The sequence below is a fragment of the Nocardia shimofusensis NBRC 100134 genome (assembly GCF_001613125.1).
Classification (GTDB): domain Bacteria; phylum Actinomycetota; class Actinomycetes; order Mycobacteriales; family Mycobacteriaceae; genus Nocardia; species Nocardia shimofusensis.
On record NZ_BDBT01000001.1, the window covers coordinates 434,647 to 450,387 of the forward strand.

Below are 15,741 nucleotides of genomic sequence, written 5' to 3' on the forward strand. Positions count from 1 at the left end.
TCAGAGGAAGCGGCCCAGCTGCGGGATGGCCTCGCCGGGATGCTTGGCCTGGAATCCCTCACCCAGCGCCTGCAGTTTCCACTCCGCGCCCGCCCGGTAGACCTTCGCCATCGCCATCGCGGTGAACGGCATGCCGCCCGCGAGGGTGTAGCGGGCCAGCTCGGCGTTGTTGGAGCCGTCGATCAACCGGCAGAAGGCGTTCTTGACCTGCTCGAAAGTGTGTCCCTTGTAGGAGGTCACGATGAACAGCAACGTGGTGACGTGCGCGGGCACGCGGGTGAGGTCGACCAGGATCACCTCGTCGTCGCCCTCGCCCTCGCCGGTCAGGTTGTCGCCCTGGTGGCGCACCGAGCCGTCCTTGGACGACAGCTGTCCGTAGTAGGCGAAGTCGGCCGGATTGGCGTCGGCGAACATGATCACCGAAGCGTCCAGATCGATGTCCACGGTGCGGTTTCCGAACATGCCCCTGGTCGTCACCGGGTCCCAGCCCAGGCCCATCTTCACGAAGGTCAGCGCGGCGCCGCCCTCCTTGCGCAGGGTGACCCGCTGCCCCTTCTGCAGGCTGACCGGCCGGTCCTTGCTCAGACTGACCTCACCGGTGGGCGCGGCGGACTGCTGTCCCTGCGGCGGGAACTGCTGGGTCGGCGGCGGATAGCCGGGCTGCTGTCCGTACCCGGCCTGGTGCCCGTACTGCGCCGGCGGTACCTGCTGGGTCGGCGGCGGCACCTGCTGGGTCGGCGGCGGGGGCGGCGGCGGAGCCTGCTGGGTCTGCTGGGCCTGCCCGGACGACGGCGCGTCCACGTTCACCCCGTGATCGGTGACCAGCGCGGCGAATCCACCCGCGTACCCCTGACCGACCGCGCGCACCTTCCACGCGCCCTGCCTGCGGTACACCTCCAGCGCGATCACGATCGACTCCCGGTCGAGCCCCTCGATGCGGTACTCGTAGAGCCGGTTGCCGTTCGCGTCGGAGACGATCGCCGTCGGCGGGGCGAACGCGCCGAAGCCGGCGTTCGCGTCGTCGAGGGTGATCACCGCCCGGATCTGGTCGATGTCGGCGGGAATCGCGCTCAGCGAGATCGACAACGAGGCGGCCTGCCCGGCGGTCCCCGGCACCAGACGCACGCCCGGCCCGATGGGTTGGTTGTAGAAGACGAAGTCCGCGTCCGTGCGAACCTTGCCCCGATCGGTCACCAGCAAGGCGGACAGATCCGCCGGTGCGGTCAACTGCACGGAGATCACCAGGCCGTCGGTGCCCAGCGGACCGTTCTGTCCCTTGGCGAGTGTTGCGGACAAGGCGGACCCTTCGCTCGTCGGTGCGTTCGACTGCCACTCTACGAGAAAGCGGCGCGGCGCGGACCGGGCTGAACGCCGCGTCCGCAACCCGTCGTCGCGCGCACGCCGTCCGCGCGCGGCATCGATCGGTTAGTGTGTGCCGCACATGGACGGGGCGCGGGTGGTCGCGCCCCGTAATCGGCAGACCAGACAGCAGGCAACACCCTCATGGCGCAACTTTTCGAACACTCGAAGAAGGTGATCGAGGCCCACCTCGCGGGGACGAGCATCCGCGCGATCTCGGGATCGATGATCGCCTACGAAGGCAATGTCGCGTTCAAGTCGGCCGGTTTCGGCGGCGGTGACGGCGTGCTGGCCGGTCTCAAGCAGCGCGCCACCGGCGAGAAACTGTCGTTGATGGAGTGCACCGGCAACGGCCGGGTCTTCTTCGCCGTCAACGGCCAGAACGTCACCGTGGTGAACCTCAACGGCGAGACCCTGCAGGTGGAGTCGCAGCAGTTGCTGGCCTTCGCCGGAAACCTGCGCACCGACGTGCGTTTCGCCGGGGTCGGCGGGGCCAGTTCCGGCGCGGGGCTGTTCACCACCACGGTCACCGGACAGGGTCAGGTCGCGCTGCTCTCGGCGGGCGGGCCGCTGATCCATCTCGAGGTCTCCCCGCAGTATCCGCTGGTGGTCGACAAGGACGCCTTCGTCGCCGCACAGGGCAACGTCAGCAGTTCCTTCGTCACCGACGTGTCCTGGCGCACCTTCGCCGGTTCCGACGGCGGCGAGGCGTTCTCGCTGCGCTGGGACGGTCAGGGCGTCGTTTTGATCCAGCCGGCGGAACGGTAGGGAAGCGCCGATGTTCGAACAGGTCAACAGCAAAGTCGTGAAAGTCGACGTGGGCGCGGCGGGCGGTGTGGTCGCGCGCGCGGGCGCGATGCTGTTCTACACCGGCGATGTCGCGTTCGCCCCGCACCAGATTCCCGGCGCCCAGGCCATGGGCGGCGGCGGTCTGATGGGCATGGCGGGCCGGATGATGGCGGGCGAGCACGAACGCACCATGCTCGCCCAGGGCAACGGCCAGGTGCACTACGGCTTCGCCGGACTCGAGGTGCACGTGGTGCACATGCAGCCCGGCGCGGCGCTGCGCGTGGAAGCCTCCCGCCTGCTGGCCAACACCGCCGGGCTGCAGTCCTCGATCGTGTCGGTCGCCAGTTCCGGGGGCGGAGGCGGCGGTGGCGGTCTCATGGGCGCGCTGCGCGGCGCGGCGGGCGGCGCGCTCACCGGGCAGGGCATGTTCACCACCCAGCTGTCCGGGCACGGCTCGGCGGTGCTGCTCGCGCACGGCGGCTTCCTGGAACTGCAGGTGGGCGGGCCGAATCCGGTGGTGGTGGACCCGCAGGCCTTCGTGGCCGCCTACGGCAATGTGAACACCGAACTGAAAGCCGCCCTGAGCTGGCGCGATGCCGTGGGCCGTGGGTCCGGCGAGGCGATGCAGCTGCAGTGCACCGGACAGGGCGTGGTCTACGTGCAGGCCTCCGAAGAGAAATTGTGAGCCCATGGCCCAGATCCTGAACCCGATGAATCTCGGTGAGAGCGACAACATCCCGGGAAACAGCTACGCCTACTGCATCGACCTGAACAAGCCGTGGTTCATGCGCAAGGGCGCGATGATCGCCTACTACGGGCAGATGTCGTTCAAGGCGCTCAGCCACGGCCTCGAGGGTCACCTCATGCACATGGTGTCGCGCAAGTTCTCCGCGCCGCTGTTCACCGGTGACTACGTCGTCGCCGAGGGCCACGGCAAGCTCGTCATCGGCGACCGCGGCTACGACATCAACTCCTACGATCTCGAGGACGGCAACCTCACCATCCGCGCGGCGAACCTGCTCGCCTTCGATCCCGGTCTGTCGCTGAACCAGTCCATCGTGCCCGGCTTCCTCACCCTGATCGGCACCGGCAAGTTCCTGGCCTCCTCCAACGGCCCGGTCATGTTCGCCGAGCCGCCGCTGCGGGTCGATCCGGAATCGCTGGTCGGCTGGGCCGATTGCCCCTCGCCCAGCCACCATTACGACGAGGGCTGGATCAACGGCTTCCTGGCGGCGGGCGCGGCGCGCTTCGGCGTGAACTCCGGCGAGGAGCGCCAGTTCGAATTCACCGGCGCGGGCACGGTGCTCATCCAGTCCAGCGAGAAGGTCATGAGCGATTCGGTGCTGGTGCGCACCATCGAGGGCCAGTTGCAGAGCGGCCTCACCGTCGGCGGCCTGCAACGCCTGCAAGCGACCATCGCCGCGCAGCTGGGTCAGCAGCAGGGCTACTGACGCGACGGCGCCCGCCCCGCCGAAGCGAGACGGGCGCCGGGCGGTCGCGCTACGCCACCGCCCGATCGGCCGGTCGCGACTCGGCGATCAGCCAGTCGATGATCTCCTCGCCCGCCAGGATGCCGCTGGTCTGGGTGACGGTCAGATTGGGGCTGGTCCAGTTCAGTTGTTCCAGTTCCCCGTGCCTGGGCCGGATGGCCTTGTCGGCGGCGCGCAGCATCTCCGCGTCCAGCGCGCCGTCACCGGCGGCGAGCGTGCTCGAATCCTGCGCCAGCTCACCCGATTCGATCAGGCGACGGCGCACCTCGGCGACCGCGACGCTCTTGCACACCGCTCGCGGCATCGTGTAGATCTTGCGCCCCTGCTGGGAGGCCGACCAGCCGCGCTCCCGGCACCACTGATCCCATTCCGCCAGGAATCCGTCCGGCACGGCCTCGAGCCTGACGACCAGATAGCAGAACAGATCGTCGGCGACGCGGAACTTGCTCACCCAACTCTCGTCGATGCGCCCGCGCAGTTCGGCGCTCACCTCCGACAGCGTGGTACCGCCCGCACGGACCTTCGCGTCGACGTCGACGCGCCAGTGCCTGTCCGGGATGCCGTCGACGAGGATATTGCCGCCGTTGCTGGTCACGGCATAGCGCCAGGGCGCGCCGGGCAGCCGGATCCGGTGGAACTGCTCGATGGTGCGCGTGGTGGTCGGGACGACCGCCGCCGGTTCGGTGAGATGACGCATCCCCAGCGCCGCGGCCGTGGTCATGAACGACAGCGGCGCGCCTTCGAAATGCTCCACACACACGGTCGGCACCTCGGCGGTGGTGCTGAAAGCATTGCGCGAGTAGATCATCGTGCGATCGAGGTCGGTGGCGACCAACGCCTCCGGCCGGGGTCTTCGATCCGAGATCACAGCAGTTACCGCACTTCCTTGATCAATCCCATGCAGGAATACGCCAGCTCGGGAACTTCGACGACCGGGACCTCGCGGGCCGCGGCCAGTAATCGGATATGGGCGTGCTCGGGCGCGTGCAGGTCGCGGACCAGCACCCGCCACGGGACCCGCCGCAACAGCACCCGGGTGGTCTCCCCCACGCCGGGTTTGACGAAATTGACGCTGCTGATGCCGTATTCGGCGCGCACCGCCTCGACCTGGGCCCAGCCGGACCAGGTCGGGGTGCGGTCACTCTCACGCACCGCCGCCAGCGCCGCGGGCACCCGGTCCGCCACGGTCTCGAACGCCGCTTCGACGCTGTCGAGCAGCCGGACCGACACGTCCTGATCGGCCAGGTGCCGATAGAACTTGGCGCCGTGGAAATCGCCCGGCCCGATCAGGGTGTCGTTGAGGACGGTGCGCGAGACCAGTCCGGAGACCGTCGAATTCAGGCACGCCGAGGCGATGAGGAAATCGTCGCGGGTGCCGTAGGTGCGCACGCAACTGCCCGGATCGGCGAGTACGGCCAGGTCGGCGTCGAAACGCGCCCCGCCCGCCGCGTGGTAGGCGTCGAGCGCCTCGCCGAGTTCCTTGGCGATCGCGCCCTTGCCGGTCCAGCCGTCGACGAAGACCACCGACGCCGGATCATGGTGAGCGGCGAGGTAGTCCAGCGCCACCGCGTCGATCCCACGATCGCGGACGATGGACACCGCGTAGTGCGGCACGTCGAGCGCGGGCGCACCCGAGCGCCCCCGATAGGCCAGCCACCGCTTCATCAGCACACCGATCGGTGTCCCCGCCCTGGCCAGCGACACCAGCGTCACGTCCGGACCGCGCTCGGCGACCACCAGTTCCGCCACCGTCGCCACCGCCAGCGCCAGCCGCTCGGCGCTGTCGGCCAGCACCGTCTCGAACAGCTCGCGATACTGCGCGTCGGGCTGGTACTCGATCGGCAGCGACTCCGCGTAGTGCGCCTCGCCTGCCTGGATGCGCTGCTCCCGCTCGGCGACATCGGCCTCGAGATCCACATCGGAGAGATCCTTCAACAGCCACGAGACCTCGTGCGCGGCATACGATCCGAACTCCGGACCGTGCAGGGGACGAGGAAACCCTCGGTGGGCCGTCCCTGCCGCCGATGTCCCCGCGGCCGGTGTCTGGTCCGCCGATGTCGGCGCCGCAGGGGCTGCCTCCGCCGTCTCACGCGTCGTGCGCAGCGCCACCGGGTCCGCGCCCGGCACGACCGCGACGAGCACGTCGGCGCCCGACGCGGTGAGCGCATCGACCACGCCACCCGGGGCGACCAGCTCCGACGTATCGGCCGGACCGTCGACGACAAGCACCAGCACCGGCGCGGCCTCGAGCATCCCGCCGGACTCGATCGCCCGGGAGAGCCCCGCGGCGGCGCTCGATCCGGCCGCCGCGTCCGCCGATCCGGCAGTGTCCACCGATCCGGCAGTGTCCACCGATCCGGCAGTGTCCACCGATGCGGCAGTGTCCACCGGTTCCGTGCCGAACAGTGCCGCCAACTCGGCGTCGTATGCGGTGATCCACTGCGCGTTGTAGAGGTAGCGCGGCACCTCGTCGACCGGCTCCGGGGCGTGGAAGCGGAATCCGCGACGCAGTGGGTAGCCGGGTTCGTCGAGCACATAGGCCGGGGAGCGGGTGGTCGTCTGGAACCGGGTGGCGATCCCGGCCGCCGCCAGCGAATCCGCGAGCCGCAGCGGCAGATACATCAGTTCCTCGTGACCGAGCACGATCACCGGACGCCCCGGGGCGACCTCGGCCAAGCGGGCGCGCAGCACCGCGTCCGCCTCTGCCAGCGCCGCCTCGAACGCCGGGGTGTCGGTGTCGAGAATCCCGTGCCGTCCGCCCTCGGGGACATCGGCGGGCCAGGGCAGTTCCACCCGATGCGACGAACCGCGCTGCGCGGCGACCGGATTGAGTAGCGGTTCCGGCAACGCCCGCACCGCGCCGATCAGGTTCTCGGGCAGCACCGTCGCGCCCTGGGCCAGGCAGACGGTGTCGATGCGCGCCCCGAGATCGGCGGCCACCTTCTCGAACCGTTCGCGGTCGGCCTCGGTGCGCATGTCCACCAGCGAGGCCAGGATGTAGTGCGCGCGGGGCGCGAACTCGTGCAGAGCGCGCACCGCGTCCAGCGCGGTCGCGCCGGTGGAGATCTCGTCGTCGACCAGCACCAGCGGCAGGTCACCGGCGAAGATCTCGGCCGGCTCGGGTTGCAGCAGATGCGAGGTGGCGTGCGAATGACCTTCCTCGAAACCGGTCAGCGTGCGCGCGGTCGGCACGTCGCGGCGGGTCGAGTGCAGGTAGCAGCGCGCGCCGATCCGGGCGGCCACGATGTGCCCGAGGCCGGTGGCGGTCTCGGCGAAACCCAACACCACCGCGGCCGAAACCGAACTCGCCGGGCCGGATTCGCGGTTCGCGGCACGCACCAGCGCCTCGCGCACCTGGTCGCCGAGCCGGTCGCCCGCGGCGATCACCACCCGGGGGTCGGTCGGCAGATGCTTGCCGAGCACCGTCGAGACCAGCAGGTGCGCGCGCCGCGGATTGCGCCGCAAACCCGGCGTGACCAGCGCCCCGATAGGCGGCAACGCCCCGGGGGAAAGGGGCGGCGCGGTCGCTTCCCGCAGCTCCAGCCCCAGCGTTCGCGTGGCCCAGGGCGCGCTCATCCCGCCACCGCGGCCGTCAGCAGATCCACGAAGGACACTCCCTTGTTCGCCACCCCGAACACCCGCGCGCGCAGCATGGTCTGGTGCGCCCAGCTGCGATGCGGGCGCATCTCGTTCATCTTGTTCCGGTAGCCCGAGGCCGCCACCCCGCCGACGTCGGCGTGCAGGATGTCGAGCGCGTCGCAGTACTCCTCGTGCGACACCACCGACAGCGCGTGCACGGCCGCCACGTGCGAGGGATGGATGACCGTCTTGCCCTGGATGCCGTTGGCGCGGTCCAGGGTGATCTCGCGCAACAGCCCGTCCAGATCCCGGCTCACCAGGTACTGCCGGAACGGCACCGCGTCGGACTCCTCGAACGGCGCGGTCCGCAGCAGCGGCCGGAACATCCGCTCGTGGTCGGCGAAGTACTCCCACACCGGGCCGGTGATGACGAACCCGGTGCCGTCGGCGCGTCCCAGGTAGTTGACGATGTCGGCGATCACGTCGGCGACCACCCGCACGTCGTAGATGGTCAGGTCACGGTCGCGGCGGATACCGAAGGTCGAGCACATATCGGTGGCGCCGATGCGCACCGCCAGTATCCGTTCCCGGTGCTCGGCGAGCATCGCCGCGATATCGGTCAGCTCGGCGTCCCTGGTCTGGCGGTGCACCAGGGCGGGCGACTCGAGGACGGGCATCCCGAAGACCGTGCGACCGAGCCGCTCACCGGCGCGGGCGAGCGCGTCGAGGTACTTCTGCCCGGAGACGCTGTCGAACTTCGGGAACACGAAGCCTGCCAGCGCCGCCACGCCGGGGCCGAGCTGGTCGGCCAGTTCGCCGATGGTGTCGGCGTCGCGCACCCGCACGAACAACAGCGGGGCGCCATCCCGATCGCCTGCCAGCTCGTCCAACGTCGCGACGGCCTGTCTCTTGGCGAATTCGACCTCGTGGTCGGCGACCGCGTCCTCCAGGTCGATCACCATCGAACACACGCCGCGTTCGGCGCGTCTGCGAATGGTGTCGGCCAGGTCGGCTCTGGTCGCCGGGACGTACAGGGTGGCCCCGAGGGCGACGGCCAGCAGTTCGCGATCGAGCAGGTCACCGAAGGGTTCGGGCTGGCGATGGAACAGTGTTCTGGCGACGGGGCCTTGCAGCTGCCGGAAGTGGCGCAGCGGCAGTCGCTTCCGCAGGGAGACTTCCTGCCGGAGGGCGACGGAAGCGGTCATCGAAGCTCCATTCTGATGGGCTGAATGATCTGAGGAACTCGAAAAGTCCGAGCTCAGAAGTCACTGTTGTCTGGGTCGTCCTGCTTGTTTTCTCATTCGCTCCACCACACCGGCGATGAATTCGGTGACGGCATCCAGTTCCGTCACATACGCCCAGTAGTCGGGGTGGCGTCCCGACAGTGTCGCGCTGATCCGATCGATGCGTTCGGCCTGCGCGTCCAGCACAGAGCCCCATTCGCTCACGAGGTCCCGGCTGACCGCGAGCATTTGCGCGTCTCGCAGCCGGAATCGTACGTCCTTAACCTTTTCTGCGGGGTCCGCACGCACGGATCGGAGCATGGCCAGCCGGCCCGTGACGCTGTCGATCAGCTGTTCGGCCTCGCCGAGGCCACCCCGCGCGGTGGAGGTCAGTTCAAGGGCGGTCTCCGGGTCGTTCTCGCGCAATGCCGCACGGGCCCGGGCAAGGGCATCGGCGGCGGCATCGATCGCTCGCTGGCTTTCCCGCTCATTGTTGGTCAGATCCGCCGAACTCGCAGCATGGAATTCCCGCAGCAGCGCCGAGTACGCGGGCGCGAGCCCACGCGCGCGCGTGCGAACGGCATCGAGCCTGGTGGTCACCGAGGCCACCGCGTTGGTCGCGGCCGGCTTGCGAAAAGGAGCTTGCGCCAAGGCTTCTGACAGCTCCTTGACCTGCGCCTGGACCCGGTTGGCGGCCTCGCGGACCCGGCCTGCCTCGGCACCGGAATCCAGGGCTTCCAGTGTGAGCATCGCCTCATCGAGCGCGCCGGATCGCTGCCGCACCGAGGGGTATCCGGCGAACTCCGACGCCGCGGCCTGCGCGCGGACCCGGGCGGCATCGGCCTTGACCCGTTCGGCCAGCCTGGGCACCATCCGCGCGAGCTCCACCGCCTCTTCCAGCGTGTGCTGCCGCTGCCGGTAGAAGGCGTCGATCCCGGCGGCCGCGTCGGCGAGCTGGGCGATCACCGCATCGGTTCGGGCCTGCCCCGCCGGTAGCCAGGTGTTGTCCCGCTCGGCCGCCTCCAGCTCCTGCGACCAGCTCAGATAGGCGTCGGCGGCGGCATAGCATCGAGCCCGCACGGGCTCCCAGGCCCGGGCGTGATCTTGGCGGGGGAAGATCTGCCGCGCGGCATGCACGGCGGCCTCGGCCGCGCTCTGCCTGCGGTCCATATCCAGGAACGCCTGCGCAAGCCTGGTGCGGGCCTGCTGCATCCACTCGTTGTTTCCGGAGGAGCGAAACCATCCCCGCATGCGCCCAGCCACGCCCCGATGGTAGGAGATCGGGCTGTTCACCGGGGTCGACCCCAGTTCCTACGCAAGTTCGGCGAAACCTACTACTGTCGTAAGTCGTACCCGGCGATCCGGACATGCTGGGACCACAGACGAACTAAGGAAAGGGATTCCCGCATGGGTGTCAGTTTGTCCAAGGGCGGCAACGTTTCGCTGACCAAGGCGGCGCCGAACCTGACCGCCGTTGCCGTCGGCCTCGGCTGGGACGTTCGGACCACCACCGGCACCGACTTCGACCTCGACGCCAGCGCGATCGCCACCGGCGCGGACAAGAAGGTCGTCTCCGATCAGCACTTCGTGTTCTTCAACAACCTGAAGTCGCCCGAAGGCAGCATCGAGCACGCCGGCGACAACCGCACCGGTGAGGGCGAAGGCGACGACGAGGTCATCAACGTCGACCTGGCAGGCACCCCGCCGAACATCGAGAGCATCTTCTTCCCGGTCTCGATCTACGACGCCGCCACCCGCCAGCAGTCCTTCGGCCAGGTGCGCAACGCCTACATCCGCGTCGTCGACCGCAGCAACGGCGAGGAGCTGGCCCGCTACGACCTCACCGAGGACGCCTCCACCGAGACCGCCATGGTCTTCGGCGAGCTCTACCGCAACGGCGCCGAGTGGAAGTTCCGGGCCATCGGCCAGGGCTACGCCTCCGGCCTCGAGGGCATCGCCCGCGACTACGGCGTGAACGTCTGACAGATCTTCACCCGTAGGAAGGGGGCTCGCGGCGACGAGCCCCCTCCTGTTGTGGTCACCACCTGTCCTGTGGCCGCCTCTTCGTCGGCAGAGGCGGCCACAAGCGTTGGACATCCCCGCGAGGACCGGCCACGCTGGAACTCGATGTAGCCGATTCACCACCCATCCATGAAAGGTCCCCGCGTGGTCCTGCGCATTTTCGGCCTGTCCGGCCTCGTCACAGTGGCGTCGCTGGTCGTGGCGTTCCTCTATGGCGGCCCCACCGCGCTGTTCTTGTGCGCGATCCTGGGCATCCTCGAAGTCTCCCTCTCCTTCGACAACGCTGTCATCAACGCCACCGTCCTGCAGCGGATGAGCGAATTCTGGCAGAAGATCTTCCTCACCATCGGCGTGCTGATCGCCGTGTTCGGCATGCGCCTGGTGTTCCCCCTCGCGATCGTGTGGGTGACGGCGGGCCTGAACCCGGTCGAGGCGTTCGACCTGGCGCTGAACCCGCCCGCGAACGACGCGCCGCGGTTCGAGGACGGCAGCCCCAGCTACGAGACGCTGCTGACCGAGGCGCATCCCTCGATCGCGGCCTTCGGCGGCATGTTCCTGGCGCTGCTGTTCCTGAACTTCATCTTCGAGGAGCGCGAGATCACCTGGCTGAGCTGGCTGGAGCGCCCGCTGGCCCGCGCGGGCAAGCTCGACATGCTCTCGGTCGTGGTGGCCGGTATCAGCCTGGTGCTGGCCGCGGAGTTCCTCGCCGAAGAGGAGGTCCGCGCCACGGTGCTGCTGTCCGGTCTGCTCGGCATGATCGTCTACATCGCCGTCGACGGCCTGGGCTCGATGTTCCACACCGAGGAGTTCGACGAGGAACACAGCGGCCCGTCGGAACTGGCCAAGGCCACCGGTAAAGCCGGCTTCTTCCTGTTCCTGTACCTGGAAGTGCTCGACGCCTCGTTCTCCTTCGACGGCGTCATCGGCGCGTTCGCCATCACCTCCGACCCGATCATCATCGCGCTGGGCCTTGGCCTGATCGGCGCCATGTTCGTCCGGTCCATCACGGTGTACCTGGTCCGCAAGGGCACCCTCTCGGAGTACGTCTACCTCGAGCACGGCGCCCACTGGGCCATCGGCGCGCTGGCGGCGATCCTGATCATCTCGATCGGCGTGCACATCAACGAGGTCATCACCGGTCTGGTCGGCGTCGCCTTCATCGGCGCCGCCTTCATCAGCAGCATTCTGCGCAACCGGCGTGAGGGTGACAGCAACGAAGCGGGCGAGATCGAGGACGAGAAGTCCGTGACCCCGGTCTCCTGACCTTTCCTGCGAACACGCGGCAGCGATCACTCCGGTGCGGAGGGATCGCTGCCGTTGTCTTTCCCCGACCCCTACACCATCCGGTAGGGCAGATGCAGCGCCTTCGCCCGGCGCACCGACACCCGCGTCCAGACCGCCCGCTGCAACGCCAGCGTCGCCCAGCCCGCCAGCGCCATCCCGGCCAGATTCACCGACAGCTGCACCAGGCTCCCCCACACCGCCGACCCGGCCCCGAATGCCGCGCCCAGGGCGATATTGCCCGCCGCGGGCACCGTGGTCACCGAGATGAACACCCCCACCATGGCGCCGGACTTCGCCGAGGTCAGCGCCAGCGCCCCGGCGGCCGCCGCGATCACCGCGACCACCAGCGACCACCGATCCGGGCTGTAGACGAACTCGGTGTTCGGATGCGGGCCGGTCACATCGGCGACCGTGATCCAGCCGGCCGCTCTGGCCAGCAGCGCCAGCGCGAAGGTGGCGGCGATCGCGGCGGCGAAGCCGATCACCAGTGTGCGCAAGGCCAGCCCGAACAGCACATACCGCCTGCGCACCAGCGCGACGCCGAGCGCGGCGATCGCACCGAACTCCGGGCCGAGCACCATCGCCCCGATCACCAGGATCTGCGAATCGAGCACGATCGCTATCGCCGCCATGATCGTCGCCAGCGTCATGAAACTCAGGTAGGTCCAGTTCAGCTCGGACTCCTCGTAGGAGCGCTGCGCGACCTCCGCCCACACCACCGTGTCGGCACTGCTGCCCGGCGTGCGCACCTCGGCCTCGAAACCACCGCGCGACAACCAGGTTCGCACCTGATCGATCTCGATGCTGCCGTCCTTGTGCACCCCCAGCTCGCGCAACCGGTCGATCACATCGTTGCCCGCCTCCCGCGCCACCTCGGCGATGACGAGGTCACCCGGCGGTTTCAGGGAGGCGCCCCGGACCAGTGCCAGCCCGCTCACCGCCGGATCCTCGGTCATCGTCGCCAGTACGCCCTCGGTCAAGGCGGCGGGTGAGAGCACCCTCAACTGCAGCATTCACCCAGTGTCGCCCGTGCCGGTGGCGTTCGCCGCGCGAATCGGCGCGCCGCCACGGATCACCCGGCGTGCACCGGTTCCGTCCGCGATCGGGCCCGTCGTCCCGCTACGCGCGGGGAGGCGTAGGCGAACAGGAAGAACAGCCAGACCAGCAGCGACGCCCGGCCCCACACCCCGAACTCCACCACCACCTCGGCCCATTCACTCGGCTCGCCGGAACCCAGCAGGTAGAAGTACCGGAACACCCCGACGCCGATCGCCATGTCGGCGAACAGGTAGGCCACCACCACCTGCCACGGCACCGCGAGCAGCACGAAGAACGGGATCAGCCACAGCGTGTACTGCGGCGAGTGCACCTTGTGGAAAACCAGGAATCCGCACAGCATCGCCGCGCTCACCGCCACCCACGGATAGACCTCGCCCGCCGCGTATCGCTGCCGGCCGATGCCCGCCGCGGCCAGGAACGCCGCCGCGATCAGCAACGGCGAGGCCAGCCCGACACCCTCGTGCCAGCTCTGCTCCATCTCGGCGAAGCGCCCGAACACCAGGTGGTGACTCCAGTACCAGATCGAATTGGTGGTGATGTCGGCCTGACGCTGCTGCTGGAAGGTGAACGACGCCCGCCAGCCCTCGTACCCCGCGACAGCGAACGGCAGGTTCACCAGCACCACCGTCGCGACCGCCGCCCCGGCGGTGAGCAGCGCGCCGCGCACGTCGTACCCTCGCCGATCCGCTCGCGCTTCATCCGACCCGCGCTCGCCCGATCCGGCCCCGTCCGGTGCGGAGTGCCCGCGTCCGATCCCTCTGGTGAGCACCAGCAGCATCAGCGGCAGGACGAAGATGCCCGGATAGATCTTCAGGCAGAACCCCAGCCCGAGCAGCACCGCCGCGATGATCCCCCTGGTGCGCAGGGAGTATCGGGTCGGCACCGTCACCACGTACACCGCCGCCACCGCCGCGCACACCACCGGCAGCTCCCAGTTGTGGAAGGCGTAGAGCACCAGCGGCGGCCCGGCCGCCCACAACAGCGCCCACCTACCCGCCAGCCGGGCCAGCAGCCACGCGGTCAGCAGCGCGAACGGAGCCAGCAGTAGGGCCGAGTGCGCCAGGAACGCCGCGTCGTCGTGCGCGCCGATCGCACCCAACCACATCAGAAGTCCGCTGAGCACCGGGTATTCGACACTGCCGCCGGTCAGCCAGCCGTCGGAGGTGATGGCCCCGTGGATGTAGGGGAAGACGTGGTTGTCGATATCCCGGCCCAGCCACAGGTACTGGATGTCGGAGTAGCAGACCCGCGCGTCCTTGGCGATGTCGAAGGCCACGCTGCGGCCGTCCTCGTGGAACGGCGGTCCGGCGCAGCGGGCCTTGTTCAGATACGCCAGCGCCAAGGTGGCGCCGCACAGCAGCAGCACCACCGCCGTCACGGCGCTCCGGCGGGGCACACGGCCTGCGGGCAACGCGCTGGGGGCGGTTCCGGTCGCCATGGTCACCACCCTAGGCGCCGGTCGGCCGCTCGGTAGGCGACGGTTGTCCGCCCGGGCCGGGCTGCCACCTCGGCCCCACCGGCTCGCCGAGTGCGGCCCGCCGACGCTGTCATGTCGGCCTCGCCGCCCGATTTCGCTGCTCACCAGGCCCTCATGTAGCCTTGTCGGGTTGCTGACGCAACGAACCCTCCTGCCACGGACCGTCCGTGGCCGTTTCCTAGTCCACAGGAGGTGATTGGTCCGTGCGTCATTACGAAGTGATGGTCATCCTCGATCCGAGCCTGGACGAGCGCACCGTTGGTCCGTCCCTGGATAACCTGCTCGCCGTCGTCAAGAACGAGGGCGGCAAGATCGACAAGGTCGATATCTGGGGCCGCCGCCGTCTCGCCTACGAGATCCGCAAGCAGGCCGAAGGCATCTACGCCGTCGTCGATCTCACCGCGTCCCCCGCGACCGTGAGCGAGCTCGACCGCCAGCTGGGTCTCAACGAGACCGTGCTGCGCACCAAGGTTCTGCGCCACGGCAAGTAAGGCCGCTACCCCGGGTCCGCGCATGTCCCTCGTGAGCGTCGGTGCCTGACTCTAGGCTCTAGCGCGACAGCGAGTGTGTCCGCGACTCACCAGGAGGAACCCACATGGCAGGCGACACGGTCATCACGGTCATCGGAAACCTGACGGCCGACCCCGAATTGCGTTTCACGCCCGCGGGAGCGGCGGTTGCGAACTTCACCGTCGCGTCCACCCCGCGAGTGTTCGACCGGAACACCAACGAGTGGAAAGACGGCGAAGCGCTCTTCCTGCGCTGCAACATCTGGCGTGAAGCAGCGGAGAACGTCGCCGAGAGCCTGACCCGAGGCGCTCGCGTCATCGTGAGCGGACGACTCAAGCAGCGCTCCTACGAAACCCGCGAGGGTGAGAAGCGCACGGTCGTCGAACTCGAGGTCGACGAAGTCGGTCCCTCCCTGCGTTATGCCACCGCGAAGGTCAACAAGGCCGGCCGTGGTGGCGGCGGCGGTGGTGGTTTCGGCGGCGGCGGAGGCGGCAACTACGCCGGTTCCTCGGCTCCGGCCAACGCCGGTGGCGGCAATCGTGGTGCGGCAGAAGACGACCCGTGGGGCAGCGCGCCCGCGGCAGGCTCCTTCGGGGGCGGCCGCATGGATGACGAACCGCCGTTCTGAGCTGGTCTCGAACGGCTTCACCGGCCCGCCTCGACGCGGGCCAGACAGAAAACGAAGGTAGAAGACCATGCCTAAGGCGCCCGCGCGCGAAAAGGTGCTGAAGAAGAAGGCTTGCACTTTCTGCAAGGAAAGCAAGTCCGGAACCGTTTCGATCGACTACAAGGACACCGCGCTGCTGCGCAAGTACGTCAGTGATCGCGGCAAGATCCGCGCTCGCCGGGTGACCGGCAACTGCGTGCAGCATCAGCGCGACGTCGCCGTCGCCGTGAAGAACTCGCGTGAGGTGGCGCTGCTGCCTTACGTGTCGACGGCTCGCTGAGC

Annotated in this window: 15 protein-coding genes; 8 read left to right on the forward strand and 7 right to left on the reverse strand. The window is 68.9% G+C overall.

Annotated features, from left to right (window positions below; translation table 11 throughout):
* Positions 1-1,296 (reverse strand): TerD family protein, encoded by a 1,296-nt coding sequence (locus NS3_RS02020; protein ID WP_067852634.1) that lies wholly within the window; start codon positions 1,294-1,296, stop codon positions 1-3.
* A 207-nt stretch (positions 1,297-1,503) separates the two neighbouring features.
* On the opposite strand from NS3_RS02020, the gene NS3_RS02025 reads away from it, so the two are divergent.
* The 3 genes from NS3_RS02025 to NS3_RS02035 are packed head-to-tail and all read left to right on the forward strand — an operon-like array spanning position 1,504 to position 3,599.
* Positions 1,504-2,127, forward strand: a complete 624-nt coding sequence (locus NS3_RS02025) for an AIM24 family protein (protein ID WP_067852636.1) — start codon at positions 1,504-1,506, stop codon at positions 2,125-2,127.
* Between the two features lie 10 nt (positions 2,128-2,137).
* On the forward strand, positions 2,138-2,833 hold the full coding sequence (locus tag NS3_RS02030; RefSeq protein WP_067852638.1) for an AIM24 family protein: 696 nt from the start codon (positions 2,138-2,140) through the stop codon (positions 2,831-2,833).
* A 4-nt stretch (positions 2,834-2,837) separates the two neighbouring features.
* Complete coding sequence (locus tag NS3_RS02035) at positions 2,838-3,599, forward strand: AIM24 family protein (RefSeq protein WP_067852640.1); 762 nt, start codon at positions 2,838-2,840, stop codon at positions 3,597-3,599.
* Between the two features lie 49 nt (positions 3,600-3,648).
* Here NS3_RS02035 and NS3_RS02040 read toward each other — a convergent pair whose 3' ends face one another.
* From NS3_RS02040 to NS3_RS02055, 4 genes are all read right to left on the reverse strand, one after another.
* Positions 3,649-4,446 (reverse strand): HAD family hydrolase, encoded by a 798-nt coding sequence (locus NS3_RS02040; RefSeq protein ID WP_067852817.1) that lies wholly within the window; start codon positions 4,444-4,446, stop codon positions 3,649-3,651.
* Positions 4,447-4,511: 65 nt separating this feature from the next.
* Complete coding sequence (locus NS3_RS02045; protein WP_084494954.1) at positions 4,512-7,214, reverse strand: phosphoribosyltransferase; 2,703 nt, start codon at positions 7,212-7,214, stop codon at positions 4,512-4,514.
* Positions 7,211-8,422, reverse strand: coding sequence for an HpcH/HpaI aldolase/citrate lyase family protein (locus NS3_RS02050; protein WP_174550416.1), 1,212 nt, complete (start codon positions 8,420-8,422; stop codon positions 7,211-7,213). The genes NS3_RS02045 and NS3_RS02050 overlap by 4 nt, the downstream gene beginning before the upstream one ends.
* Before the next feature lie 60 nt (positions 8,423-8,482).
* The gene (locus NS3_RS02055) at positions 8,483-9,703 is read right to left on the reverse strand and encodes a hypothetical protein (RefSeq protein WP_245649422.1); all 1,221 of its coding nucleotides are present in this window, start codon (positions 9,701-9,703) and stop codon (positions 8,483-8,485) included.
* A gap of 144 nt (positions 9,704-9,847) precedes the next feature.
* Between NS3_RS02055 and NS3_RS02060 the strand changes: the two genes are divergently transcribed.
* Together NS3_RS02060 and NS3_RS02065 are read left to right on the forward strand one after the other, a co-directional pair.
* Complete coding sequence (locus NS3_RS02060; RefSeq protein ID WP_067852641.1) at positions 9,848-10,423, forward strand: TerD family protein; 576 nt, start codon at positions 9,848-9,850, stop codon at positions 10,421-10,423.
* A gap of 183 nt (positions 10,424-10,606) precedes the next feature.
* Positions 10,607-11,725: a DUF475 domain-containing protein gene (locus tag NS3_RS02065; protein ID WP_067852825.1), complete on the forward strand. Its 1,119-nt coding sequence runs from the start codon at positions 10,607-10,609 to the stop codon at positions 11,723-11,725.
* 71 nt (positions 11,726-11,796) lie between these two features.
* Here the strand turns inward: NS3_RS02065 and NS3_RS02070 are convergent, their stop codons facing one another.
* Both NS3_RS02070 and NS3_RS02075 read right to left on the reverse strand, forming a co-directional pair.
* Entirely contained in the window at positions 11,797-12,759 is a 963-nt protein-coding gene (locus NS3_RS02070) for a DUF389 domain-containing protein (protein ID WP_067852643.1), read from the reverse strand.
* A 59-nt stretch (positions 12,760-12,818) separates the two neighbouring features.
* Positions 12,819-14,243 (reverse strand): glycosyltransferase family protein, encoded by a 1,425-nt coding sequence (locus tag NS3_RS02075; RefSeq protein WP_084494977.1) that lies wholly within the window; start codon positions 14,241-14,243, stop codon positions 12,819-12,821.
* Positions 14,244-14,485: 242 nt separating this feature from the next.
* On the opposite strand from NS3_RS02075, the gene rpsF reads away from it, so the two are divergent.
* The 3 genes from rpsF (at position 14,486) to rpsR (ending at position 15,739) form a co-directional block, all read left to right on the forward strand.
* The gene (gene rpsF / locus NS3_RS02080) at positions 14,486-14,773 is read left to right on the forward strand and encodes a 30S ribosomal protein S6 (protein WP_067852645.1); all 288 of its coding nucleotides are present in this window, start codon (positions 14,486-14,488) and stop codon (positions 14,771-14,773) included.
* A 104-nt stretch (positions 14,774-14,877) separates the two neighbouring features.
* Positions 14,878-15,420: a single-stranded DNA-binding protein gene (locus NS3_RS02085; protein ID WP_067852647.1), complete on the forward strand. Its 543-nt coding sequence runs from the start codon at positions 14,878-14,880 to the stop codon at positions 15,418-15,420.
* Between the two features lie 67 nt (positions 15,421-15,487).
* Positions 15,488-15,739: a 30S ribosomal protein S18 gene (rpsR, locus tag NS3_RS02090; protein WP_067852649.1), complete on the forward strand. Its 252-nt coding sequence runs from the start codon at positions 15,488-15,490 to the stop codon at positions 15,737-15,739.
* The last annotated feature ends 2 nt before the right edge of the window (positions 15,740-15,741 follow it).